The organism is Psychrobacter sp. AntiMn-1 (genome assembly GCF_001854065.1).
Taxonomy (GTDB): Bacteria; Pseudomonadota; Gammaproteobacteria; order Pseudomonadales; family Moraxellaceae; genus Psychrobacter; species Psychrobacter pacificensis.
In genome coordinates this window covers 2454674-2481555 of the sequence record NZ_CP012969.1, presented here as the reverse complement: position 1 = coordinate 2481555, position 26882 = coordinate 2454674, and the positions used below count along the sequence as shown (strand labels likewise).

Annotated in this window: 22 protein-coding genes; 9 read left to right on the top strand and 13 right to left on the bottom strand. The window is 43.7% G+C overall.

Annotated features, from left to right (window positions below):
- Nucleotides 1-111: 111 nt before the first annotated feature.
- Entirely contained in the window at nt 112-1578 is a 1467-nt protein-coding gene (locus AOT82_RS10595) for a hypothetical protein (RefSeq protein ID WP_071002952.1), read from the bottom strand.
- Nucleotides 1579-2055: 477 nt separating this feature from the next.
- On the opposite strand from AOT82_RS10595, the gene serB reads away from it, so the two are divergent.
- The 6 genes from serB (at nt 2056) to hemJ (ending at nt 7676) form a co-directional block, all read left to right on the top strand.
- Entirely contained in the window at nt 2056-3246 is a 1191-nt protein-coding gene (gene serB / locus AOT82_RS10590; RefSeq protein ID WP_071002951.1) for a phosphoserine phosphatase SerB, read from the top strand.
- Nucleotides 3247-3428: 182 nt separating this feature from the next.
- The gene (locus AOT82_RS10585; protein ID WP_071002950.1) at nt 3429-4424 is read left to right on the top strand and encodes a DUF368 domain-containing protein; all 996 of its coding nucleotides are present in this window, start codon (nt 3429-3431) and stop codon (nt 4422-4424) included.
- Nucleotides 4425-4707: 283 nt separating this feature from the next.
- On the top strand, nt 4708-5100 hold the full coding sequence (gene aciT / locus AOT82_RS10580) for an AciT family ciprofloxacin tolerance protein (RefSeq protein WP_227517140.1): 393 nt from the start codon (nt 4708-4710) through the stop codon (nt 5098-5100).
- A 189-nt stretch (nt 5101-5289) separates the two neighbouring features.
- Nucleotides 5290-5796, top strand: a complete 507-nt coding sequence (locus AOT82_RS10575) for an SCP2 sterol-binding domain-containing protein (RefSeq protein WP_071002949.1) — start codon at nt 5290-5292, stop codon at nt 5794-5796.
- A gap of 257 nt (nt 5797-6053) precedes the next feature.
- Complete coding sequence (gene bioB / locus AOT82_RS10570) at nt 6054-7166, top strand: biotin synthase BioB (RefSeq protein ID WP_071002948.1); 1113 nt, start codon at nt 6054-6056, stop codon at nt 7164-7166.
- A gap of 75 nt (nt 7167-7241) precedes the next feature.
- Nucleotides 7242-7676: a protoporphyrinogen oxidase HemJ gene (gene hemJ, locus AOT82_RS10565; protein ID WP_071002947.1), complete on the top strand. Its 435-nt coding sequence runs from the start codon at nt 7242-7244 to the stop codon at nt 7674-7676.
- 114 nt (nt 7677-7790) lie between these two features.
- Here hemJ and AOT82_RS10560 read toward each other — a convergent pair whose 3' ends face one another.
- The 5 genes from AOT82_RS10560 to AOT82_RS10540 all read right to left on the bottom strand — a co-directional run bounded on the left by AOT82_RS10560 (nt 7791) and on the right by AOT82_RS10540 (nt 14298).
- Nucleotides 7791-8555, bottom strand: a complete 765-nt coding sequence (locus AOT82_RS10560) for a hypothetical protein (RefSeq protein WP_071002946.1) — start codon at nt 8553-8555, stop codon at nt 7791-7793.
- A gap of 265 nt (nt 8556-8820) precedes the next feature.
- A complete protein-coding gene (locus tag AOT82_RS10555) occupies nt 8821-9312 on the bottom strand; it encodes a hypothetical protein (RefSeq protein WP_071002945.1) in 492 nt (163 codons plus the stop codon).
- 119 nt (nt 9313-9431) lie between these two features.
- Complete coding sequence (gene rph / locus AOT82_RS10550) at nt 9432-10148, bottom strand: ribonuclease PH (protein WP_071002944.1); 717 nt, start codon at nt 10146-10148, stop codon at nt 9432-9434.
- 182 nt (nt 10149-10330) lie between these two features.
- Nucleotides 10331-12130, bottom strand: coding sequence for an AMP-binding protein (locus AOT82_RS10545; protein WP_083328930.1), 1800 nt, complete (start codon nt 12128-12130; stop codon nt 10331-10333).
- A gap of 440 nt (nt 12131-12570) precedes the next feature.
- Nucleotides 12571-14298: an AMP-binding protein gene (locus tag AOT82_RS10540; RefSeq protein WP_071002943.1), complete on the bottom strand. Its 1728-nt coding sequence runs from the start codon at nt 14296-14298 to the stop codon at nt 12571-12573.
- Between the two features lie 778 nt (nt 14299-15076).
- On the opposite strand from AOT82_RS10540, the gene parC reads away from it, so the two are divergent.
- On the top strand, nt 15077-17383 hold the full coding sequence (gene parC, locus AOT82_RS10535) for a DNA topoisomerase IV subunit A (protein ID WP_071002942.1): 2307 nt from the start codon (nt 15077-15079) through the stop codon (nt 17381-17383).
- Nucleotides 17384-17630: 247 nt separating this feature from the next.
- Here the strand turns inward: parC and AOT82_RS10530 are convergent, their stop codons facing one another.
- The 4 genes from AOT82_RS10530 to AOT82_RS10515 all read right to left on the bottom strand — a co-directional run bounded on the left by AOT82_RS10530 (nt 17631) and on the right by AOT82_RS10515 (nt 20358).
- Nucleotides 17631-18092: a BLUF domain-containing protein gene (locus AOT82_RS10530; protein ID WP_071002941.1), complete on the bottom strand. Its 462-nt coding sequence runs from the start codon at nt 18090-18092 to the stop codon at nt 17631-17633.
- 301 nt (nt 18093-18393) lie between these two features.
- Nucleotides 18394-18867 (bottom strand): BLUF domain-containing protein, encoded by a 474-nt coding sequence (locus tag AOT82_RS10525; protein ID WP_071002940.1) that lies wholly within the window; start codon nt 18865-18867, stop codon nt 18394-18396.
- Nucleotides 18868-19098: 231 nt separating this feature from the next.
- Entirely contained in the window at nt 19099-19407 is a 309-nt protein-coding gene (locus AOT82_RS10520; protein ID WP_071002939.1) for a BLUF domain-containing protein, read from the bottom strand.
- Between the two features lie 357 nt (nt 19408-19764).
- Nucleotides 19765-20358, bottom strand: a complete 594-nt coding sequence (locus AOT82_RS10515) for a hemerythrin domain-containing protein (RefSeq protein WP_083328929.1) — start codon at nt 20356-20358, stop codon at nt 19765-19767.
- A 393-nt stretch (nt 20359-20751) separates the two neighbouring features.
- Between AOT82_RS10515 and AOT82_RS10510 the strand changes: the two genes are divergently transcribed.
- Nucleotides 20752-21591: a Cof-type HAD-IIB family hydrolase gene (locus tag AOT82_RS10510; RefSeq protein WP_083328928.1), complete on the top strand. Its 840-nt coding sequence runs from the start codon at nt 20752-20754 to the stop codon at nt 21589-21591.
- Nucleotides 21592-21633: 42 nt separating this feature from the next.
- Here AOT82_RS10510 and AOT82_RS10505 read toward each other — a convergent pair whose 3' ends face one another.
- Nucleotides 21634-22446: a 3-oxoacyl-ACP reductase gene (locus AOT82_RS10505; protein WP_071002938.1), complete on the bottom strand. Its 813-nt coding sequence runs from the start codon at nt 22444-22446 to the stop codon at nt 21634-21636.
- Between the two features lie 359 nt (nt 22447-22805).
- On the opposite strand from AOT82_RS10505, the gene AOT82_RS10500 reads away from it, so the two are divergent.
- The gene (locus tag AOT82_RS10500) at nt 22806-23933 is read left to right on the top strand and encodes an ABC transporter substrate-binding protein (RefSeq protein ID WP_071002937.1); all 1128 of its coding nucleotides are present in this window, start codon (nt 22806-22808) and stop codon (nt 23931-23933) included.
- An 81-nt stretch (nt 23934-24014) separates the two neighbouring features.
- Here the strand turns inward: AOT82_RS10500 and AOT82_RS10495 are convergent, their stop codons facing one another.
- Both AOT82_RS10495 and AOT82_RS10490 read right to left on the bottom strand, forming a co-directional pair.
- Nucleotides 24015-25226: an FUSC family protein gene (locus AOT82_RS10495; protein WP_071002936.1), complete on the bottom strand. Its 1212-nt coding sequence runs from the start codon at nt 25224-25226 to the stop codon at nt 24015-24017.
- A gap of 206 nt (nt 25227-25432) precedes the next feature.
- Complete coding sequence (locus AOT82_RS10490) at nt 25433-26854, bottom strand: glutamate synthase subunit beta (RefSeq protein ID WP_058024467.1); 1422 nt, start codon at nt 26852-26854, stop codon at nt 25433-25435.
- Nucleotides 26855-26882 lie beyond the last annotated feature (28 nt).

The following is a 26882-nucleotide window of genomic DNA, read 5'->3' as shown; positions in this document are numbered from 1 at the left end:
GAAAGTTGTCAATCCTTTTTCTTAATATGTCACATTTCAGCCTGAGTACCAAGACTATGACACCAGTTATATAATGGACAATTGTAGTATAAATGACCCATGTTAATACTGCTATGTCGCTGACTCATCTTCGTCTTCAATCATGAGCACGGCATTACGAACATCTGCCAAACGCTGAATCATCGAGTCGTTCCCGCCATCGAATATCGCACACTCGCGCTCGTAGACAGTGGTTGGACGCATGATGCTGTGTACTTGTACATGGTTACTGATTTGTTTAAGACCAGCAGCTGGCAGCAATATCAGCAGTTGCTCTTTTTTGCCGATGCTCTGTAGTAGATGGGTCATGGGCTCTGATTGCGCCTCATCACTCACCCCTGCTTTGGCTGGTAGTGCAAAGCGCGACAGCTCGATATGCTTGTCATGAATGATTTTGTTGAGCATCAAGTACAGCTTGGCAAGCATGACCCCAGCCAGTGCTACTTTGGCATGGCTGTTGTCCGCTTTTAGCACCACGCTTGCACCATCGTCCTCAAAGTGTGCCTCATTGGTCGCACTGACACCCAGTAGTAATGGCTGTTTGAGTAGTTCGGTCACGGCTTGATTGAGCAGCTGCGTGCATAGCGCTAGATAAGGCAGGCGCTGCGCCGGTGCAAGGCGCTCAAGCATATTGAACTCATCATGAAAGAGGATTTGCACTCTCACGCTATCGACTGCGCGTGTGGCAGACAATTTAGACGTCTGACCACCAGATTGCGAACTATGACGCTTTACAGTGCCGACAACCTTGTCTTCAATATCGCCTTCAGACGTAGCCGTTAGACTGCCAGTTTCGTCGCTGCTGCTTTGGTTTTGCTGTGTTCTTAGGTACTCATTGACTTCGTTATGTACATTGAACGGACGCGCCTGTGCTGCATTGCCAGCTGTCTCGCTCTTGGCAGCCAAACCAGCCATTTGACTATCGCTTGGAGTACCATCAGCTAGACTGCCAGTCGTGCCGCGCTCAAGGTCACGGCTGTAGCCGCGCTGATCGCCCTGATTGTACTGCTCGCGATACAAGTCCTGAATATTACGGCTCAGCGCACTAATCTGCTCTTTGGTCGGACGAGCAAGATAGCCGTAGATTAACCACAGTAATAAATGCAGCAACATAGTGCCAATCACAAACGGCCACTGCATCGCGATGATTTCACCTTTACTAACGTCTTTTAACGTCAGTGCAACGCTACCAATCACTGCATCGCCGTTGGTGGCGATTTGGCGAATCGTATCGCCTTGCTGCATCGGCGCGTTGCCCACAGGCACCAAAATATCGTCTTTATTGTCTTTAATCAGTATTCTTGTTACGTCCTGCTCGCTGGTATAGCGGTTAGCAATCACACTGAGACTGACACGGTCTTTGTTTTCTAAAGACAACCTTGCTTCATCAATCAGCTGGGCGACCATTTGCTCGCCTTTTAACGCACGACTTTTGCTCAGCTGTTGATCGGTACTGATGACCAATAACAACGTCTGCAAACAAAAACTAACCAGAAGAATAATGGCAAACAACCCTTGCCGCGGCGCTAAATACGTCATGATATGTTAAACTTTTTTGGAGAAAAGAAATTAAAAAACGAGTCTATTGCTCATTTTTTGGCTAATTTTTGAACAATTGTAATGCGCGAATATTGATCGATATTCACGGAAAATCGATAGTATTTCATTGGAATCAGTCATCATATAAAATGCTACTACGTAAAATGACACTTATTTATTGAGCTAAATTTGAACGATGATACTATCGCGCGCTGCCTCATGATTATCGCTGCTATTTTTGCCACAGCATCGTTACAAGGGGTCAGTTTAAGTCATCTACTATATCACCATAATAAGCCTTATAGCGTTAGTCGATTTATAAATTTATCATAATAACTTTGTTGCATTTCAGCAGATTTTAGGCGCTGATAAGCATTTTTGAACACCCATGATACTTTGCATGTCATCTATAGGCGCTGCTCAGTAAAACTGTTATTATTCCCAATCTTATATGAGCATACAAGGGACAATTGAGCCATGCCAAAAAATACATCTTATTCGTTACCAAAAGACAGCAAAGCATGGCAACAAGCCGTCGACTCTATTGCAGAATTATTACCTGATGATACCAATCTGCGAGATTTTGATGCGCTACAGTCGCTGCCTGTTTTTGCGCTCATTGTCGTGCTGCCTACTCAAGTATCAGCGATAGACATTCATCAATATGTTCAGTCTTGGGTCGATGAACAGCCAAGTTGGCATTTGGTGACGGTCGCTGAGGATACTGAGGCGAGCTTTGTTAATATTACGGTCTCTGATACAGAGCCAACGGCAGCCGATGCACAGCGTCTACCCTTTACCAATGCCCAAGTATACCGCTATTTGTTGGTACCTGTGACCGATACACTGATGCACCCTGGTAAAAAGACCGCCGCCGCTCACATCATTGACGATCAGCTGACCACTCGTCTGCGCCATGACTTGTCTGAAGAATACAACCGCACACGCAGTGCGGATAGTACAGGCAATCTAGACATCGTCGATTGTCACATCCTATCGGTCGGTCATATGCTACGTACTCACAAGCTTGCCTGTTTTGACATGGATTCGACGTTGATTGAACAAGAGGTCATTGTAGAGCTGGCAAAAACGGCTGGTATTGGTGAGCAAGTTGAAGCCATTACTGAGGCGGCGATGCGAGGTGAAATTGACTTTGATGAATCATTTGCTCAGCGCGTGGCCTTATTAAAAGGTATCTCTACCGATGTGCTTGATGATATTTGCAACCGCTTGACGTTATCGGTCGGTGCCCGTACCACCATTAGTGCGTTAAAAGCCTTGGGCTACCATACGGTACTGGTGTCTGGTGGCTTTACTTACTTTGCCCGCTATATCGCTGAGCAGTTAGGGATTGACGAAGTCCATGCCAATGCCTTAGACATCGAAGAAGGAAAAGTGACCGGTCACATACAGCTGCCCATTATAAATGGTGCCAAAAAAGCCGCTATAGTCGAGCATACGGCTGAGCGCTTGGGGATGGAGATGTCGCAAGTGGTCTGTGTCGGTGATGGGGCTAATGACTTGCCGATGATGGCGCTTGCCGATTTAGGAGTGGCTTATCATGCCAAACCCATCGTGCAAGCACGTGCTGATGCCGCGATCAATGTGACAGGACTTGAAGGGACGCTTTATGCACTTGGCTATCCAGCGCTCGCTCCTACTCAGTAATCGCTAAGTATTCTATATCATCCGTTAAGCTGGGTTAATGCCTGTCTCATTAAGCCAGCTTTTATGCGTTAGCACATGTTTCATAAAATGATGTTGCTTTAATTTTTAAGTACGTTTCGTTGTAATAACGCCAGATATTTATTTTTAGATAACATTTATTCTCAGATAATAAAGGACTGTTCATGACGGCACCACAATCCCCACGGCCAAACCAGCCGTCAGTAGCAGAGCCACTAGACCCAAACACTCCTCCCGTACGCACTGATAGTCCAAAGCAGCTGCTTGGTGTGTATATCAAAGGCATGGCGATGGGTGCTGCTGATATCGTTCCTGGTGTCTCTGGTGGCACTATTGCATTGATTGCAGGGATTTATGAGCGCCTGATTAATGCACTCGGTAGTATCGGCCCCAACCTTTGGCAGATATTTCGACAAGACGGCGGAATCAAAGGACTCGCTGCGGTATGGCGACAAGTTGATGCGACATTTTTATTGTGTTTGATACTTGGTATTGCGACGAGTTTTGCTACCTTGGCTGGTATTATCAAATATTTGCTAGACAATCAACCACTGCTTATTTGGTCGTTCTTTTTTGGACTGGTCATCGCAACGGTATTTATCTTATTAAGTGAGATTAAGCGCTGGAATATAGGACGTGTGGCGCTGTTTGCTGCCGGAATCATTGCTGCTGTGGTCATTAGTAGTCTGCCATTACTCGCGGCGACACCTAGCTTACCGTACTTATTTTTTGCAGGCGCGATTGCGATTTGCGCCATGATATTGCCTGGGGTCTCAGGGTCTTTTATATTGTTGTTGCTAGGTGCCTACGATACCGTATTAGAAGCCGTGCATACTCTTAACTTTACGGTACTATTAACTGTGATGGCGGGCATGGCAACTGGATTGTTATTATTTACCCGTGCTCTAAAATGGTTATTAGCCCGCTACTATCAAGCCACCTTGGCATTGCTGACCGGTTTTATTGCCGGCTCTTTGGTCAAGGTATGGCCGTGGAAAGTAGATGTATTAGGCGCTCTTAACAGCGAGGCGATCAATAACGTTATGCCATGGCAGTATCCTACTGGTCCCCACTGGCTGACCACAGTTGGTCTTATGCTACTCGGTGCTATTTTGGTGTCGTTACTATCTTGGTGGGGCAGACGGACCAATAAGGCTTAACTGTTGATCCTCCCTGTGTAAATATTTGATTAAAAAGCCTCTGTTTGAACCATTACAACGGCTCCTACCCTCCCCAATATAAGCGCCCTTTTTTGCGGCGCTTAGCCTACCAGCTAACGATTAAAAATCGTACAAGCTATCCAAAAAAAAGCAACCTTAATCTAAAAAATCAAACGTCAACGGTTGTCGCAAAGTCGCCTAGCGCCTCTTTAGCTTTGCTCAGCAACCTTCCATAATAGTCTCATTGGAGTTCACCTTATGAATAGCGAGATGAATGATGGCAATGACTATTTTTTCTTTTATTGGCGTAGAGATGTGGAGCAGCTCAGCATGGCTAGGCTATAGCTTGCTAGCAGGTATGATCGTGGCGCTCGCTCTATCATCGCAGCGTTGGCTGTTGCTATATTTATTTGGTGGTATGGTCTACTGGTTGGCTGTTGAGATGATACAGAATATCTTGGTAGGTCGTCCGATGCTATCTGCGCTTTCGGAATGGCACCGTTACGTCATCGCGATGGGAATCAGCTGGTTACCTTTGGCCGGCTGGGTACTATACCGAGCACTACGCTACGAGGATGTGAGTCATGCAGTCAGTCGGCAGCGCAAGTTAGAAGCGGCTCGCTATGTCGAACATACGCCTGTTTACGATGATGATTATAAGCCACGCTTTCATTGATACTGCCATACTGATATGAATACCCTACCCATAACAGTGATATTTAATGTTACAAGATACTTAACGCTTTCTACTTAACTCCTAAAGAGTTGAAATCACTCAGTAGGTTATAATCTAGTTATATGTTTATCATAAAAACTGGTATAAAGTACGATTTATTTTTATGCCCCATTCTTTAGGAGTTCCACTATGTTTACTATTCCTGTATTAGATATCAAATCTGACCCATTAGATGCGTTATTGGCCGTGGTTGGCTATCGTCTGTCCATGCTCGCTGATAGCGACAACGAAGACGTCAAAGCACTCTTTGCCGATCGCAATGTCACGATTGAGTTTGCCAGCACCGAATCTGATATCGCGCGTTCTTTTCGCTTTGATAATGGACAATTTAGTCAACAAAGTGGTCATGCAAAAGCAGCAGATTTGACCATTACTTTCAAAGATTCTATGACGGGCGTCAAGCTATTGACCAAAGGTAGCTTGCCTGCATTTATGACTGCCGTGCAAGAAGGCAATCTAAGCATCGAGGGTGACTATAGCCTAATGATGTGGTTCAACAAACTTGCTAAGCACATCGTGCCAGCTGTTCCAGAAGAGTGTAAACCCTACCTCCAAAAAGCCAAGCCTTATGCGTATAAAGCACAGAAGTTTGCTGAGCACTGGGTGGGTTTTGCTAAGCATAAATTGGGCAAGTAAATAGCTGATCCTTTCCTATAAATGAGTAATGCATTGCATGATATTCACTGGTAAAATGGCTGAAATAGGATCAACTAGATAGTTGCTATTTATGTGCGCTATTGTGACAATTATACATGCTCTCTAGCAGTGTTCTGATTTTCTAAAAAGGTTGCGGTATACTATACGGCAACCTTTTTTTATTACCTTATAAATGACAATAGACACATACATTGATATTACCTGATACCATTTAATTTTATAAAAGGATTTACCTTATGGCAGGACTGCTTAGCATCTCTGAACCAAACGCCGATAGCACAACTGACCTACTCAGCCAACCTGATACTCACAAAGCCGCTCGCACATACAGTCGTGACGACATCGCTCAGTTGTTTGATTTGCCTTTGATGGACTTGTTGTTAAAAGCCCAGACCATTCATAGAGAGCACTTTGTCGCTAACGAAATACAAATCAGTACGCTACTGTCTATTAAGACGGGTAACTGTCCTGAGGATTGTGGCTATTGCTCACAATCAGGTCATCATCGCGATACGACGAAACTGCAGGCAGAAAAACGCATAGAAGTGGATAAAGTCATCGCCGCGGCCAAACGCGCCAAGGCAACCGGTTCATCTCGCTTCTGTATGGGTGCTGCATGGAAACACCCAAGCGCCAAAGACATGCCTTATGTGGTCGAGCTCATCAAAGAAGTCAAAGCGTTAGGACTTGAGACTTGCATGACGTTAGGTATGCTCGATACCAATCAAGCGGCGCAACTCGCGGATGCAGGACTGGATTATTACAATCATAACCTAGATACCTCGCGCAGCTATTACGAGCAAGTCGTCAGCACGCGTAGCTATGATGAGCGCTTAGATACCATCGAAAACGTACGCAACTCTGGTATCAATGTTTGTAGTGGTAACATCGTTGGTATGGGTGAGAGCCGGGATGACCGTATTGATTGGGTGCATGAGCTCCTAAAAATGCCGAAAGCCCCTGAGTCGATTCCTGTTAACCTGCTAGTCCCGATTAAAGGCACACCGATTGGCGATAAAGTATTGGCAGAAGGCCAGTTATCAGTGCTAGAGTGGATTCGTACCATTGCCGTGGCACGTATTTGCTGCCCGACTAGTTATGTGCGTTTGTCTGCTGGCCGTGAAAGCTTATCAGATTCAGAGCAAGCCTTGGCATTTATGGCGGGTGCTAACTCCTTCTTTTATGGCGACAAGTTATTGACGACGGGTAATGCCAGTCAATCAGGCGACGACAGACTCATGCGTGAGCTTGGTCTCACCAAGCAGTTTGCCGCACCAAGAGCGCCCAAAGTGTTGCCTGTGATGGATGCGATGAGCGGTCATCAATCGCAGATGGTATTGGCCGATTAGTTTGGCTGTTTGCTGCTAACAACAATTTATGAAAACAAGCCTGATATTACACGGCTGATAATAAGAGATTAAGTAATGGCAGATTATTTTAACTGGATTAAAGCTGCACACATCATCTCGGTGGTCTGCTGGTTTGCGGCGATATTTTATTTGCCGCGTCTGTTTGTCTATCATGCGATGAGTGACGATAGCATCAGCCAAGAGCGCTTTACTATTATGGAGCGCAAGCTGTATCGCGGTATTATGACGCCATCGATGATAGCGACATGGATATTCGGTCTATGGATGTTAGGACTGGGCTGGGATGTTTATAAAACCCAAGGCTGGCTACACGTCAAACTACTGCTCGTCGTGTTGCTATCAGGCTATCATGGCGCTTGCGGCTTTTATCGCAAAAAACTGATTGATAACCCTCATTATAAATCCCATAAGTTTTGGCGCTGGTTTAATGAGGTACCTGTTTTTGCCTTGGTGATTATTGTCATTTTAGTGGTCGTTAAACCATTCTAAAATCCAGTCGAAATGCTTATAACTGATGACCTACCAATAAAAAGCGTCCGCCACTTCCATAAGTGACGGACGCTTTTTTATTCATTTTTTGGACTGTCTACCAAATATTATAGATCAAACACTAGGCCGCATGATTTGATAGACATTGCTCAAATCATAAACACGATAACGCGCCGGCTCACGGCGGTTTTCACCAGCATAGCTTAATATCAATGCTTGCTTAGCACGCTCATCGACCCAACCGACGAACAGTCCACTGTGCTCAATGCCATTGTAGCCATGATTGATATAGTAAAGCCAGTCACCTGTCTCAATGTCGCTACTATTGGCATAAGGGCCTTGCGCATACGTGCCTTTATGAATGGTATTACGCGAAACTCCCGCTCGATTAAACACCGCATTCAAATAATCCCAGCAGCCGCCTTTGATAATCGTCCGCTCATTCAGTGCCATTTTACGTGCCGTGCTGACCACTTCGCGGGCAGCCATACTGCTTTGCGTCTCCGCACTACTCAATAGCGGTAAATACTCGCTATCGACATTGTCATAACTCCCTGATAAAAATGCTGGCAACACCGTAGGTGCCTGACGCTGCATTTCAGGATAACGGTAAGTAGTACTTAACGCTGGCTGATTGCCATAACTGCTCATGCTATCATTGCTATATGATGGTGAGCGCGCGCGTTGAATAGTAGATTGTGTACTGACTTTGACGGAGGGAACTGCTGGATAAGAAGACATATAGCGCGCACTAGAGTCAGACTGGACGGACTTTTGAGCGATAAGGGCACTCATACTATCTGCATGGGCTTGTATGCTACAAGTAAATAATAATAAACTGCACGATGCTGCGACTGACGACATAGGCAAACGCGACATGACTAACTCCTGATCAAAAAAGTATCAATGACAGTATGGATAATAGTGAAGATTGAATTTTGTAATCTTACTTATAAACCATTTAGACAGGCATCTGCAAGAACTATTCACCTTAGATTGGCGATAGACGGTATAAAAATCATGACGAATGGTCATAATAAAGAAGAGCGTTCAGAAGGGTCAAAGAAGACAAAGCGCGGTGGTGTTAGATAGGATAGAGACTGGAGTGACTTTTAATGAATCAAGCGACTGAGGCGTAAAAATACTAATCACTACTCATTTTAATATTTACGTGGCGTTTTGTCAGTGCTTGCCCTTCTAATATGGCTTTAGTCACTTTCGCCTCTTGGGCACTCTCAAAACCAGTAATATGATACTTGCGTGCCTCACTGCTATCGACAATCTGCAGCCCATCACCGATAAGCACAACTTTATCGTCGTCAGTCAAATGAATGTGTTCACGTTTGCCTAGATTGTCATGTACCAACTCATCCGCTCGCACCCATAATATACCGCTACTAATCATGCCACTCATGGCTTTTTTATGCTGCTGACGTTTTTTGTTAAAAATAAAACTACCGACGATAAGCAGTGCCAGCGCACCGATAGCCAATCGCTCAGACAATAAGCTCATTGCCATAGCAACTGCCACCGCCCCTATCAGTAATGCAGATCCAAACCAAAACATACCGTTGTCAGCATTATTCGGCTGACCCTGTAAGGTGATTTTGGCGCCATCATCAGTCAGCTTGAGCATGCATTGTTACCTATTGCGAAATGTAAAAAGTGTTTTTTATGAAAAAACTGCCTATCAGAAACCAACAGGCAGTTATCAAAACTAAAAATAAAGACAGCAAGTTTTATCTAAATACCAGACTACCAACCAAGTGCAGTCTGCTGCATTTTAATCAACTCAGCAATGCCTATTTCAGCCAATGACAGCATAGCGTCTGCTTGAGCGCGAGTGAACGGCTTTTCTTCAGCCGTACCTTGAAGCTCAATAAACTCACCTTTTTGAGTCATAACGACGTTCAGGTCGGTATCACAGCTAGAGTCTTCTTCGTAGTTCAGATCCAGATAAGCTTCACCACCTTTCATACCAACAGAAACCGCAGCAACCAATCCAATCAGCGGATCAGCTTTGAGTTTTTTGCTCTTTTGGATAGTTTCTAACGCATCGATCAGTGCAACTGCCGCACCAGTGATACTGGCCGTACGAGTACCGCCATCCGCTTGCAACACATCACAATCAAGATAGATGGTGTTTTCACCAAGCTTACTTAAATCAATCATGGCGCGCAAGCTACGACCGATCAGACGCTGGATTTCCTGCGTACGGCCTGACTGCTTGCCGCGAGCCGCTTCGCGTTGATTGCGAGTATTGGTTGCGCGTGGCAGCATACCGTATTCGGCGGTTATCCAACCTTTACCTTTACCTTTGAGCCAGCGCGGTACACCAGATTCGACACTGGCCGTACATAGCACTTTGGTATCGCCAAAACTGACCAATACTGACCCTTCAGCATGCTTAGTATAGTGGCGCTCAAAGCTGATAGAACGAAGTTGGTCAAGTTCACGATTGTCAATACGCATAAAAATTCCTAGTACAATATTATAAAAGCAGTGTCATAAAAGTACGCTATCAGTGGCTAATAAGCAGACCGACAGGTATCTGGTAGACTAAAATCTTAAGATATCCTAACGTGACAGCGGCGCAATGACAAGATTCACGCCCGCCATTGCGCCGTCAGTTAGGCAATAATGGACGATAGAGGCTATTCTAAGCCTTCCATCTTACGCAATTCTTTACGTAGGATTTTGCCAACGTTCGACTTTGGTAATTCGTCAACGAACTGTATGTGACGCGGACGCTTGTAGCCAGTCAGTTGTTTTTTGCCGTACTCAAGCAGCTCTTTTTCGGTAACATCGCCTTTTTTGACCACAAATACTTTTGGCTCTTCACCGCGCTCATCATTAGGAACGCCAATGGCACCGCACTCTACCACAGCTGGATGCTCACTCATGGCTTCTTCGATTTCATTTGGATACACGTTAAAACCAGATACCAAGATCATGTCTTTTTTGCGATCAACAATTTTGATAAAGCCTTTTTCGTCCATAATGCCAATGTCACCGGTTTTTAGGTAACCACTAGCGGTAAAGGACTCGGTTGTTTCTTTTGGACGGTTTTGATAACCAATCATCACCTGTGGACCTTTGACGCATATCTCACCGCGATCACCCAGCGCGACGACGTTTTCTTCTTCATCGATGAGCACGACATCGGTGCTAGGTGCAGGAATACCAATCTTGCCAGTAAACTCTGCGATGGTCATTGGGTTAAAAGCAACGATTGGTGACGTCTCAGATAGTCCATAGCCTTCAACGATAGGTAGACCTGTGATTTTATGCCACTCTTTGGCAACGCTCGGCAATACGGACATACCACCGCCGATAGAGGCTTTTAGATTAGAGAAATCTAGGTCTGCAAAGCTGTCTTTGTGCACTAAGCCATTAAATAGCGTATTCACAGCTGGGATAAAAGAAGGTTTGTATTTACCCATCTCTTTGATAAGCCCATCGAGATCGCGCGGGTTAGGAATAAGCAAGCCTGTATAACCCTGGTACATGCTACATATACCACATACCATAAATGAGAACACATGATACAACGGCAGTGCTGTCAAGATGACATCTCTGCTGTCTATATCATCTTCGAATGCACTATTCATCAGTGCATTAACCTGTAGCATATTGGCGACTAAGTTGCCATGAGATAGCATTGCCCCTTTCGCCACGCCTGTCGTCCCGCCTGTATATTGTAGTAATGCCACATCACTCAAGTTCAACTCAGGACGCTCATAATGACTGGCAGAGACTGCGCCCAATGCCTCCTTAAAGCTCACGCTATTTGGGATTCGATAAGGAGGAATCATTTTTTTGATATGACGAGCGACGAGGTTGACCACGACCCCTTTGACCGTACCCAGCATATCCCCAATCTTACAGACGACAACATGCTCAATCTGCCCTTTATCTTCGGCATCTTGATAGGTTTTCGCAAAATTCTCAACGATGAATAAGGCTTTGGCACCACTGTCATGGAGCTGATGGGACAATTCGCGACTGGTATATAAAGGGTTTACATTGACGAGTATCATACCGGCGCGAATGACACCTAACGCGATGATCGGATACTGCAAGAGGTTGGGCATCATAACCCCAACCTTATCGCCTTTAACCAACCCTAGCGATTGCAAATAACTGGCAATCTGGCGGCTATATAGGTCCAATTGCTTAAAACTAATCGAGGCGCCCATGCAGATATAGGCCGTTTTTTGGCCATAACGGTTAAAATTACGCTCAAACACATCAAGTAAAGAGGTACTGTCCTCTGGCATCTCAATCGTAGCATCAATGCTATAACGCTCATAAGCGCTCAACCATGGACTGTCACTGGCGATAGTCGGCATAGTAGGGAATGCATTGTCTTGATAAATATACTCAGATGCATTGCCTTTATCACTGGTGCCAGCGTTATTATCTGTTGTCTCTTTATTGATATTGTCCGTCATAATTTTCCTTAAATATTACTGTTAAAAACATAGAATACTTTATATAAAAACTCTGTTTTTTTGATGGTGTAATGTTTGATGCAGCATGGTGAAATCGTATTAAATGAGCTCACAGGTCAGCGTAGCTATATCATTTTTATAGTAATCGCTTTGCAAGTCATATTGAGTAAAATCATCACTCTATTATAAATAAATGCAAAAACCTCTTGGCTGGCACTATAGCATTTTTACTAAAAATTCTCTATCTATACTCCTTATGCCTCACTATTCACAACAGGCACAAAGACAAAAAATGATAAGGCAGCACGAGACAACCTTATCATTTTGGTTATAACAATAACTAAATCTGGTTACTCAGCATATTACAAGTACCAATCAATCATAGAGGTACTTATAAATAGCCAGTGATAAAACCCCATCTAAACATAAGCCTTCGTAGATTAACCGTGGTTTTTCTCTTCGAGTGCTCGTAAGTCTTTACGTAAGATTTTACCGACGTTCGATTTTGGTAGCTCGTCAATAAACTCAACATGGCGAGGACGTTTGTAGCCAGTTAGGTTTTCTTTGCCATACTCAATGACTTCCTCTGCAGTCAGACTAGCGTCACTACGTACCACATAAATTTTGGGCACTTCACCACTCTTCTCATCATCAATGCCAATAACCCCGCATTCCAAAATTTTTGGATGGGTGGACATGGCGTCTTCTACTTCATTTGGATACACGTTGAAGCCTGAGACCAAAATCATGTCTTTTTTGCGATCGACAATTCTAAAGTAGCCGTTTTCATCCATGATACCGATATCGCCTGTGCGGAAATAACCGTCAGACGTCATAACCTCAGCAGTCGCGTCATCACGCTTCCAGTAGCCTTTCATTACCTGCGGACCACGAATACTAATCTCACCACGCTCACCCAAGGCCACTTCATTGCCTTCTTCATCCAAGATCGCAACATCGGTGCCAGGTACTGGTAGACCAATCGTACCATCAAAAACGGTGCTACCCATGGGGGTGGCAGTGGCCACAGGTGCTGTCTCAGATAAGCCGTAGCCTTGCGAGATGACGTTGCCCGTCACTTGCTGCCATTGCTCAGCCGTTGAGCCAAGTACTGCCATACCACCGCCCATTGAAGAGACCAGCTTACTATGATCCAAAGACTTAAACTCTGCGTTATTGGCTAAGGCGGTGAACAACGTATTCACTGCTGGGAAAAATGCGGGTGGATAGTCTTTATATGCTTTGATCAAACTTGGTAGATCACGTGGGTTTGGTACTAGCAGCCCGATGCAACCACGGTATAGGCCAAACATACCACAAACAGTAAATGAGAAAATATGATATAGCGGCAGTGCCGTCATGATAACGGGTTGCTCATTTTTTCTTTCAAACTCATCGAACTCATCGCCCAATAGCATGTTGCACTGGATCAGGTTCGCTATCAGGTTACCGTGCGTCAGCATGGCACCTTTCGCCACCCCCGTCGTACCGCCCGTATATTGAAGTACAGCGACATCATCGAGGCTGATATTGTTAGGACGTTTATAGCTTTTAGCAGAAAAAAGGTTCATTGCTTTTTTGAACTTGACGCTGCCTTTGATATGATAAGCAGGCACCATTTTTTTGACGTGACGTACCACGGCATTGACAATAAAGCCCTTGAGCGGACTCATCATATCACCCATTGAGGCAACTACGACATGATCGACGAGGTCTTGGCCGATATCTTCATAAGTTTTGGCAAAGTTCTCAAGCAAAATCAAAACTTTGGTATCTGAATCTGTTAACTGATGTGACAGCTCTTTGCTGGTATAAAGTGGGTTGACGTTGACCAATGTCATACCAGCACGTAGCACCCCTAGCACCGCAACTGGTAGCTGCAAAATATTAGGCATCATTACTGCCACTTTATCGCCTTTTTGTAGTCCTAATGACTGAAGGTAAGCGGCAACTTGTTTACTATAGAGATCCAACTCTTCGTAAGACAGCTTAACATCCATACAGACAAACGCCGTTTTGCCTGCATGATTGATAAAGTTTTGCTCAATGATATCAATCAATGAGGTGTTGGCTGGCGGCATATCAATATCATACTGAATGCCAAGTTTTTCGTATGTTTTGAGCCATACTTTGTCGTTGCGACGAATCAGGTTACCTTGATCTTCCATAATCTTTTCTCTCCTAGTAATAATACATTACCGTCAGCTCATGCAAATCACAGTGTGATAAACAGACGAAAAACCAGAGCGCAGTCTCACCATCATGATGACAAGCGAGGCTGCGATATAGTCGTAAGGTGATGAGCAAACAATGTAGTGGTAAATAGCCCTTTGTTCATTAACATACACACTTTATATAGACTACTCAATACAAAAGATTGTTATACGAGTTCTCAAACTGGCTTGACGGCTGATATTTTCATTAATATCAATTATTTATACCAACAAAAACTGGTCATGTCACTGAATTTTACCCACAGTATCTCTTTTATTTTAGACACAATATTTACATAATAAAACTGCCTTCGCCTGTGCTCTCGAGGGCATCAGCTGGCCCAGTGAGCGGCGTAAAGTTACAGTAAGCTCCCTCTTCTCTTTGTCGCTGCTCGGTTTAGCTGCGCCGGTTCTGTCACTAATTCGGCACTGTCACTCTAAGATATTTATTAAAAATAAATGTTAGGTTTACTATACTTAACTTTATCTATAAAAGCCACGTAAGGGGACATGGCAAGTAAAGTCTATAAAAGCCAGTATAAGCACGTCATGAGCTGTCGTATATTCTGATACATGTCTTTTTAATTGGATCAATATCCTTTACGATAGCACTATCTTATTTTTACGTGAATATCGCGCCCAACCTAAATGAGCATACGGTGCAGTTCACACCTATACTATGCCTAACTATATAAACCATACTAATTAAAAACTCATAAGCGAAGTCTATTTTATGTCTGATGTTATTGATCCTACTGTTGCCCCAATCATTCCTAATGAGCCGATGGATACTCGCTCAGTGGCAGAGTTCACTGAGCAGGCCTACCTCAATTATGCCATGTACGTCATCATGGATCGGGCGCTACCAAATATCGCTGACGGCCTAAAACCTGTTCAGCGCCGTATTGTCTACGCCATGAGCGAGCTTGGGCTAAAATCCTCTGCCAAGGCAAAAAAATCTGCACGTACGGTCGGTGATGTGCTCGGTAAATACCATCCACATGGTGACAGCGCGTGTTATGAAGCCATGGTATTAATGGCACAGCCGTTCAGCTATCGCTATCCGCTTATCACGGGTCAAGGTAACTGGGGTAGCCCTGATGATCCTAAGTCCTTTGCGGCCATGCGTTATACCGAAGCCAAAATGTCTGCTTATGCCAACACCCTACTTGCAGAGTTGGGACAAGGCACGGTCGATTGGCAAGATAACTTTGACGGCACGATACAAGAGCCAACCACTCTACCCGCTCGCCTGCCCAATATTTTATTAAACGGCACTACAGGAATCGCGGTTGGCATGGCAACTGACATTCCGCCGCATAACCTTAACGAAGTGGTACGTGCTGCTATTCGTTTATTAAAAAATCCTGAGCTGTCTGTTAAGCAGCTTACCCAGTCAATACCAGCACCAGATTTGCCAACGCCAGCTGAAATCATCACTAGCAAAAAAGACTTGCAGGCGATGTATGAAACAGGGCGTGGAAGTTACAAAATGCGCGCGACTTTTCATATCGACCCCAAAGAGAAGAATTTAGTCATTATTGACGCGCTGCCCTACCAAGTCTCAGGCAACAAAATCCAAGAGCAAATCGCCAAGCTCATGACGGATAAAAAACTGCCTTGGATTACCGATATTCATGATGAATCAGATCATGAGAACGCTTGTCGTATCGTATTAGAATTGCGCTCAACGCGCGTCGATGTCGATCGCGTTATGAGCCATCTGTTTGCTAGCACCGATCTTGAGAGCAACTACCGCGTCAATATGAACATGATTGGCCTCAATGGTAAGCCACAGGTCAAAAATCTAAAAGAAATCTTAGAAGAATGGCTCATTTGTCGCCGCTCAGTCGTCACACGCCGTCTGCAATATCGTCTTGATAAAATCGATAAGCGCTTGCACGTCCTTGCAGGTTTGCTAATTGCGTATCTCAATATCGATGAAGTCATACGTATCATTCGTGAAGAAGACGATCCAAAAGCAACATTGATGCAGGACTATAACCTGACTGATATTCAGGCCAATGCTATCTTGGATATTCGTTTGCGTCAGTTGGCAAAGTTAGAGGAAATTGAGCTACGCCGCGAGCAAGATGAACTCGCTGCCGAACGCGCCACCATCCAAGAGTACTTGGACAATCCAGACAGTCTCACCAATCTGATGATTGAAGAGCTCACCGCCGATATGAAAGAACACGGCAATGAGCGTGTGTCGCCATTAGCAGAACGCGAAGAAGCACAAGCATTAAAAGAGTCAGAACTCGTACCGAGCGAGCCGGTCACCGCTATCCTATCGAAAGCGGGCTGGATTCGCGCGGCCAAAGGCCATGATGTTGATGCCGCTGGTATGAGTTATCGCTCAGGGGACAGTTATCAAGCGCACGTGCGCGGCAAGTCCAATGAGAAAATTTACGTCCTCGATAGTACAGGACGTAGCTATAGTATTGATACGCACAACCTTGCCTCTGCGCGTGGTCAAGGCGATCCCCTGACCAGTGTGTTAAAACCACCAGCAGGTGCAAGCTTTGAGCAGCTATTGACTGGTGCTGACGATCAACGCATCATTCTTGCCAGCTCGCAAGGTTATGGCTTTATCAACACCCTTGTTAATTTAGACAGCAATCAAAAGGCAGGCAAGAATGTCATTAACCTCGCTGCCGATAGTCGCCTGCTGTCTGTCGCTCGTATCGACGCGCCAGTAAAAACGGCGGATAACACTGACGACGAGACCACCAAGTTAGAGATAACGCCTGACCATGTCGCAGTGGTAACCAATGCCGGATATCTACTAATATTTGCCCTCGATGATTTGCCCGAACAGGCTCGCGGTAAAGGTAATAAACTGATTAAGCTGAAAGATGATGAAGAAGTGCTGGCTATTACGCCACTCAGTTTACAAAACAGCCTCGTCATTACTGCTGGCAAACGCCACGTGACGCTAAAGCCAAATGACTTGTCTAACTATACGGGCACTCGCGGTAATCGCGGCGGACGGTTACCACGAGGCTTTCAGAATGTAACGAGTGTTGAGGTTGGGTAGTTTTGGTCTCTCAAGTTTGATCAAGCTAGATTAAAACCCAGCTATCACGCATCAAAAAGCCGCCCATACACAATGTATGGGCGGCTTTTTTGTACTAATAAAGGTTTGTATTACCAAGAACAAAAATTTGTACTACAGCAGAAAAATGTCTGACCATATTTGAATATTAAAACTAAGAGCCACCGAAACTAGAAACGATTAAAAGTAGAGTGAAAAAACAAAGTTGTAGCGAACAGATACGCTCCATTTACATATCGTTAAGCAGTTCATCTGTGAACAGCGCATCCATAAAACTTGTGATTCGATCTTTCGGCATTAGGTAGGGATTAAAGTCAGTACCTGCCGAAAAATGTCTGAGGGTATGTACTTCATATTCAGGAGTTGGTGTTAAGTATCTGATCAAAAATCCATCCCATTTACGTGTCTCTACCTCTTTAATATCTACAACATGGATAAAAAGATGTGGACGTTCCGTGATAATCCTCGTTATCAGCTCGTTGACATCAAGTCTTGAACCTTCAATATTTTGAATAATATAGTTGTCGTTGATGGCCAGTGCTGAGGTTATACCGCTTTTCTCGTTGTTTCGTCTTGCTATCTCAAAAGTACGAGCCATTTTCACGCCATCATCTTTTTCACGGTTTTTGCCAATATACGTTAGACTGGTGAGAATGTGAGCACCGTTTTTATTTCTCTCGTCTGAAATCATTCTCTTCTCTCTTCTAAACTAGAATTCAATAAATCTACGCATAAGGTATCTAATTAAAAATCCATTTAACTTAAGATACTATTTAAGAATTACCCTAATCAATAGCCCCTTATTTTTTTGTTATATAGTTACTAATTAATAACCTTAAGTTATTAATTCTCGAAAACCCATCTTGTATTTTTATTCCAATTCCACTCAAAAAAAATCTAAAAACAGCATCTATAATATCTTTCTCTGAGAGTTCTGTAGCGAGAACAACTCATCAACTCTTTCTTCACAAACCTTTTCAGTCATTATGTCGTTATAATTTTTTTTGATCTGCAAAAATCTCATGTAAAAAGTTCTCAATCTGACTACTTCTCATAAGGTAAGGGTTATAGTCAGCACCTGTCGAGAAGTTTTTCAAAGCATACAACTCATCTTCATTACTTGACGTTAAATGTTTGATTAAAAAACCATCCCATTGGCGTGATTCTATTTCTTCTATGTTGATAATGTTAGGAAAAATAGTTGAATGCTCGTCGAATATCTTGTGCAAGGCAGTACTGATAGCAGGTCTTGTTCCCTGAAAGCTTTGGACAAAATAGCCTTCACTGATAACTAAAGCTGAAACGATGCCGTTTTCTTCGAAATACCTTCTCCAATACTCAAGTGCACGAGTCAACTCGATGCCTGAGTCTAGATCGACATTTCTGGCGATATATGTCATGTTGATAAGAATGTGCTCGCCATTTCTTTTTCTGTTCTCTGAAGCATGGCTTGTCGTTGTATGCATAAGAAACCCTATTTGCAAAATACTTATCTAAATTAAGATACACTTTATTATAAAATATAATCAATGAAATTGTTACGTTTTGACCGAATTTTTACCATCTATTATTATTTTTTAAATTGTGACATGACCTTTTTGATGAGATAGGACACCAGTATTTACTGCCGCGAATTTTACTACAAATGTTGGTGAAAACTGTGTGATTGTATTATTCTAATAGCTCAAAAGCCTAATCTATATTTGACTATAATTACTATTTTTTAATCCCAAAATAGCAATAACTAAGCTTTCCTTAATCGAAAATCTCGAGTTTTCAATGTTTTGAATAAAATAATGATCCTTAATGACAAGCGCTGAAGTGATATTGCTTTTTTCGTTATTTTTTCGTGCCGTCTCAAAGGTACGAGTCAGCTTTATGCCATTATCTTTCTCACGATTTTTACCGATATATGTGAGGCTAACCAGAATATCTGCCCCGTCTTTATCTCCCTCCTCCAAAACTTCAGTACCAGATTCTGAGATGTAATCAATAACTTTATGCATAAAAGATTCCAATGATCAAAAGCCACTTTAAATTAAGATATCCTTTACTCTAAAGTACAATCAACAACATTTTGTATTTTTTAGTAGGTTTTTACCCGTTATTACTATTTTCTAGAGAGGCAACGTTGCAGTTTCAATAAGATAGCGTACTCATACTCCTATCGCTACATCGTAGTACTATAGTCAATCAATACTAAAAGTGGTACAAGGCAGACGAGTGCAAGTACTACAGTAGTAGGCTAAACGAGTCTAACGCTGTAACACTTTAATAGTGGTTCGACTATACAGATTTTGATACATTCAGTGCGGTAGTCTTGTCTGATAAAAAATGAAGCTGAACTATTTTTCGCTATAACACTAATTTAACCCCAAAATAGGAATCACCAAATCTTCTTCATCAGTGAGGTGTTGCGACAGTAACTCACTTGCATCCATTAAGCGCTGATGCAATTGCTCAACCAGCGCTTTATCTTCAGTATTGCTTGATGCTAGCCTGCTATTTAGCACTTGCAGCTCATTAAGTAGTGTATCTAAATGCACATGATCACGATCTAATATCTCAAACCCTGCTTTTAGTTGAGGGTACATGCGCATGAACTGTGGAAAGTAGCCTGTATCTTCAATATTATGGTGCTGATGTAATTTAAAAATATATTGATTAATCCGTGGTGAGATTTGTGAGCGGTATTCTAACCATTCAATATCACCAGCATGATAGGCATCACTGATTTGGATAAGAACGTGTTGGCGTTTACGTATGTCAGCGTGAATACTTAGCCAAAACGATGTCTTATAAACATAGTCGTTACTGAACCATTGATCTGGTGGCAGTTTGTCATACAAAAATAGCCATTCTGATTGTAATCGGCTCTCAGGGTGACGTGGCATAGACGCATCGAGCGTGTTATCTGCTATGGCATCATGATTTGATTTTGGGGTAGAAGCAGTCATAATCTTGTCCCTATAAATTATTTTGCTTATTCAATTTTCTCTATAAGTGCTTGAGTCGTTATCAATAAACCCTCTTTAAAGAACTTAGCTCAGAAAACGACATAGTAATTTATTAGATAAAATTCATTAGATGAACTAAAAAATATTTAATTTAAGTGTAGTCTATATATAGTCTAAACATAGAATATCAACGGTATCTTCGGTAATACGTTAGCAATTTTATGAATCATCAAAGTGAATAGCGTAAGACCCATGCGTTACACAACCTAGTCAAAACCATCCTCATTTTTGGCTAATGAGCCTGTAGGATAAGACGAATAATAAAGTCGCTCAGGCATTAGTAATCAGCTACTATTACCTTTAGTAGCAGCGCTTAAAATGTAGAGGATCATCATGTTTATCGAAGATAAAATTGCTCAAGAAAGTATGAATACCAAAGTTTCTACACCTAAAATCATCTTTTTCGATATCGATGATACCTTGAGTCGCAGCGGCGTCATTGCCGAACATAATAAAGCAACCCTTGAGCAACTGGCAGACACTGATATCAAGCTGGTGATTTCAACTGGGCGCTCCAAGGCCATATTGCCTGAGGATATCTTAGCATTGCTTGATGCAGATATATTGGATGCCATTATTTGTATGAATGGACAGTATAGCTTTGATAAAAAGGGCCGAATCAGCCACTATCCATTGTCAGATGAGCAAACAGATAAAATCGTGCGTCTTTGCCAGCAGAGCGACTTGATTCATAAGTTTGACTCTGCTACTCATATCGCATGGTCAGATGAAAACGACCGTTTGCGTGAATTCAACGCTGTCACACCCAACTCTATTCTTGACCCTGAGTATTACAAGTCAAATATCGTCTATCAATGCTCAGTATTTTTTAATAATCAATTCGATAAAATGCAGGACATCGATTTTGCGCAGTATGATTTAAAGCTGGTACATTGGCATCAAATCGGTGCAGATATTTTGCCAGTAGATGCTTCAAAAGCGCGCGGCATCAAAGATGTCTGCGAATACTATGCGGTCGATGTCAGCGAGTGTATGGCGTTTGGCGATGGTATGAATGATTTAGAAATGTTTGATTTGGTGGGGTTTGCGGTTGCGATGGGGGATGCTCAGCCCGCTCTGATAGAACGAGCTGATTTTGTCACTGGTACGATTGAAGAGTATGGTATCCAAGCCGTGCTTGAGCAGTTCTACACTGCCGCGTCCACCAAATAAAAACCTTGCTTGAGCCTATATCAAGTACCCGTTAGCTTTTTGCTAAGGCATCGTCAAACCACCATCAACCGCGATGGACTGACCGGTGATAGCCACGCTCAAATCAGACGCCATGAGTAGTACAGAGTTAGCAAAGTCGGCAACTGAGGTGGCTTGACGCAGCGGCGTGGTGGTAGCGATATAGTCAAAGACTTCCTCAGTCGTGAGGCTGCTAGCATCGGTAGTCTTTAACAGGCCGCCTGCTAATAGGTTTACGCGAATGCCGTGCGGACCAAGCTCGCTAGCTAGATTGCGCGTGAGCCCCAGCAGCGCCGATTTGGCGGTCGTATAGTCATAATAAGTCACGACAGGATTGTAGACAAGGTTGGTTGAGATATTAATGATTTTACCCATCTGCTGCGCTTTCATCTGTGGCAATACCGCTTGTACAGTGTTGACCGCGCCTTTGACGATACCGTCGATTTGCTGAGAAAAATGCGCCCACTGCACGGTCTCGATGCTAGTATTGTCAGCACTAGGGTCAAATTGATAGTGTGGCAATGCATTATTGACCACAATATCGATACGACCATGACGGCTAATAACTTCAGCCGCCATGGCCTTTACCTGCTCAAGCTTGGTGACATCCGCCTGATATACGAACGCCTGCCCGCCTGCTGCCATGATATCAGCCACTACCGTCTCAGCCGCCTCTTTACTGTTGAGGTAATTGACACAAACGATTGCGCCAGCTGTTGCCATTTGCTGAGCAATTTGTGCACCAAGTCCACGACTGGCGCCAGTGACGATGGCGACTTTGTCCGTAAGTAATGCTGGTATAGCGACAGGTCTGTTAGTAGAGGTACTTTGAGTCATCACGCGGTATCCTTTATTATTGTGGTATGGTTCATTGAGAGCCAAGTGCTTTTTGCGATTTTGCGCTTGAGCCTACGTTTATAGTAGCATGGTTATATCACCTCATTGCCCAGCACCTTGTGAGCAGTTTTTTAGAAATTCGACTGATTATCATCTGTGTTCAAATCAGCTGTTATGACAAATTTGATTTGTCTCATGAGCGCTATGTATGCGCATTACGACATATTGTCTTAGTAATAGCCCTTTAAATTGTGCAAAGTGATAACCATAATAGTGTTATTAGCGACATTAGGCATTAATTGCCTTATCATTTTTATCCGCATCTTTGATTTGAATTGTCTTTATTTAGGAGAGGTATTTTGACCCATTTATCATCGTTCCATTCAAGCAGCCCGGCACGCTTTGGACGTATGCTGCCAAAAGCATTACTAGCAGCCACTGTTGGCTTGGCATTATCCAGCTGTAGCAATTCTGACAATGCGGCAGATGCTAGCGCTGCTGCGAGCAATGAGACGCTTAATCTGTATAACTGGTCAGAGTACATGCCACAAGAGATTTTGGATGGTTTTGAGGAAGAAACTGGTATCACGGTCAATTACACAACGTTTGATTCCAACGAAGCCATGTACGCCAAACTCAAATTGCTTGATGATTCTAGCCAGTATGATTTGGCCATTCCATCGACTTATTATGTCGAAAAAATGGCCAAAGAAGGGTTACTGCAAGAGTTAGATAAGTCTAAATTAAGTAACTTTAAAAACCTCGATACGTCATTTACCAACACCAAAGTCGATCCTGACAATAAATACTCTATACCGTACATGTGGGGTAGCACCGGTCTTGCGATCAATGGCGATAGTGTCGATCCTGCAACTGTGAATAGCTGGAACGACCTATGGGATCCTAAGTACAAAGGTCAGGTGATGCTTACCAACGATGTGCGTGAAGTGTTCGGTATGGCGTTACTGACGCTAGGCTACTCGGGCAACAGTAGCAATCCTGATGAAATCAAAGCGGCTTACGACAAGCTTACAACGTTAATGCCAAACGTCAAAACGTTTAACTCTGATGCGACACGTATGCCGTACATCGAAGGTGAGACGTCTCTTGGCATGACGTGGAATGGCGAAGCAGTCATGGCGAATGACGAAGGTCTAACGAGCCTAGCTTATAAATACCCAACTGAAGGCGCTATCTTGTGGATGGACAACTTTGTCATTCCAAAAAATGCCAAACAGGTTGATGCAGCACATAAATTTATTGATTACTTATTGCGTCCTGAAAACGCCAAAATCGTGAGTGAAGAAATTGGTTATGCCTCACCAAACCAGGCAGCACGAGAGCTGATGGATGAAAGCGTTCGCAACAATCCAACGATTTACCCATCTAAAGACGTGTTAGCCAAAGCGGAATTCCAAGAAGATGTGGGCGATGAAGCACTACAAGTGTATCAACAATACTGGGATAAGCTAAAAACGGGGCGCTAATAGCCATGGTTTAATACCTTTAAAATAAAGTAAATCTTTAAGAAAAAACGCTGATCCTAAATGGTCAGCGTTTTTTGTGCGTTATAAATGCAAATCTGTCTCGCCGCCCTGCTCTTTCATCCGGCGCTGCTCACGGCGCTGATAACCCAGCCCAGATGCAGCAAACCAGTGTGGCTTAGAGGTTTGTAACAGATCACTCAATTGCTGCAACTGGGTTTGCAACGTCTGTGTTAACCAAAAATACCCCTGCCACTCAAATGCTAAGTGCTGCACACTTGGATATTCTGACACAGCAATACGAGTAATCGGGCGAAACACTTCATCACTTGGACTTCGGAGTACCGCCGCCATATGCTGCATGGCTTGCGTCAATTCGTGCTGATAATGCATCAGTAACACATGGTTTTCTTCATCAATTTCGATATTCGCCAAACGCGGAGCAGCGCTTAATAATAAATCAATCGTTCCGATAATATTACGATGGGTACGCTGAATTGTCTCTAGCGTCTCTTTTTCGATTCCTGACTCACTTGCTGTCGCAGCGATATGTGGACGCACAGCCAGCAGGCGTTTGTTGATCTGCTGTAGCGCTGTTACCAACTTCCTATCAACGGGTACTTCTTTAATAGGAAAGGCGATTGGGTTTGATTTTTGAGTAGCATTGTCCATTAACCCATCCGCTGCATCAATATGATGACCCACGCCAGCATAGAGACTGCTACAAGCGTCAAGATTACTGCTCAATAAAAACCGCCACATCAACGTTGATTTGAGCGGTAAAATCAGCGTCACTGCTACCGAAACACCTGTACCCAGTAAGATATTTAGCGCGCGGTAGATGCCATCTTGACCGATGCTGTTGTGACCCAAGTCAGAGACAATCATCAACATAGTGATACCCGTTAGCAACCCTGTATATCCGAGCTTTCTGACGGCTAAATAGCCAATGATGCCGCTTAATATACCGATAAGTGCATAATCGATCCATAGCCATGCACCTGCATTTTGAATGAACCACAGCACCCCAAGGGCCGTACCTATGCCTAATAGAGTACCTAAGACACGCTCTTTGGCTTTGGTATAGATAGCGCCTTGATACTGCAATAATCCCAAGATAATAAAAACCGTAATGGTGGTCCACTCACCATGCGGCAGGTTGGTGAGTTTATTGGCCAGTAGCGCCAGTATGACAGCCGTTCCTAAGCGAATGGCGTGCAAGACGTCGGCATGTTGATAGCGAACATAAGGCTCAGTAAATGGAGCAGTAATAAGCTGGTAAAGGGTTGATTTCACGCAAGGCTACTCTTTTTAGTGAATAAACGAGTTTTAGTGGATAAATGAGGTAAACGATAAAGCATATAGGGTACGCAAAAACATGCTAGTAGTCGAGCCTCGATTTACCAAGCATCACTCAAAAAAAAACGCCTTTTGACTATTAGAAGACAAAAGACGTTTACATCACAAACCACTAATAAATCGTGGAATCTAAATCGAGGTAATTATACTTCTAGAAAGTCTAGTATACCTTCTGCTGCTTCGCGGCCTTCCCAAATAGCCGTCACGACCAAATCAGAGCCACGTACCATATCACCACCTGCAAAAATTTTGGGATTCTGCGTTTGGAATTTAAAGGTTTGTTTTTCTGCAGCCAACACTCGACCAGAGCTGTCCATTGCCACTTGCTGCGACTCGAACCAATCAGCAGGACTTGGTCTAAAGCCAAATGCCATAATCACGGCATCACATGGGATAATCTCTTCAGAATTAGGAATCGGCTCAGGACGCTGACGTCCGCGGTTATCTGGCGCACCCAAGTGCGTCGTGACTACTTTCACCCCATTGACCTTGCCGTTTAAGCCAATGATTTCAGTAGGCTGGCGGTTGAATAAAAACTCAACCCCTTCCTCACGAGCATTGACTACTTCGCGGCGTGAGCCAGGCATATTTTCTTCATCACGGCGATAAGCACAGACGACTTTTTCAGCACCTTGACGAATACTGGTACGGTTACAGTCCATCGCTGTGTCACCACCTCCTAGTACGACAACTCTTTTGCCTTTAAGGTCGATGTACTCTTCGGCATCTTTTTCCCAGTCATTACAACGATTGACGTTGGCAATCAGGTAATCTAGCGCATCGTAGACGCCTGTCAACTCTTCACCAGCGAAGCCGCCACGCATATAGGTATATGTACCCATACCCATAAAGACCGCGTCATACTCAGCCAATAGCTCATCAATGGTGACGTCTGTACCGATCTCTGTCTCTAAGCGAAATTCCATACCCATGTCTTCAAAGATGACACGGCGGTTACGCATGACGTCTTTTTCCATTTTGAACTCAGGAATACCAAAAGTTAATAAGCCACCAATCTCAGGACGTTTGTCAAAGACGACAGGCTTGACACCATTTCTGACCAAGATATCTGCGCAACCAAGACCTGCTGGTCCTGCGCCAATGATAGCAACTTTTTTGTCTGTCCAAACAACTTCAGACATATCTGGGCGCCAGCCAAGTGCAAACGCGGTATCGTTGATATATTTCTCGACATTACCAATGGTCACTGCCCCAAAGCCATCGTTCAATGTACAAGCGCCTTCACACAAACGGTCTTGCGGGCAAACTCGTCCGCATACTTCAGGCAAGGTATTGGTGCGATGGCATAATTCAGCCGCTTGGAATATCTGTCCTTCTGTCGCCAACTTTAGCCAGTTAGGAATATAGTTGTGTACTGGGCATTTCCACTCGCAGTACGGGTTACCACACTCAAGACAACGATGCGCTTGCTGAGCAACAGCTTCGTTTTCAAAAGGTTTATAAATCTCAACAAACTCTGTTGAGCGCGTTGCAATGTCTTTTTTGGTTGGATCAAATCTCGGTACATCTAAAAACTGGAAGTTATTTTCTAAGCGTTTTGCCATGGTGCTATCTCTTTTATATAAGGCTCTT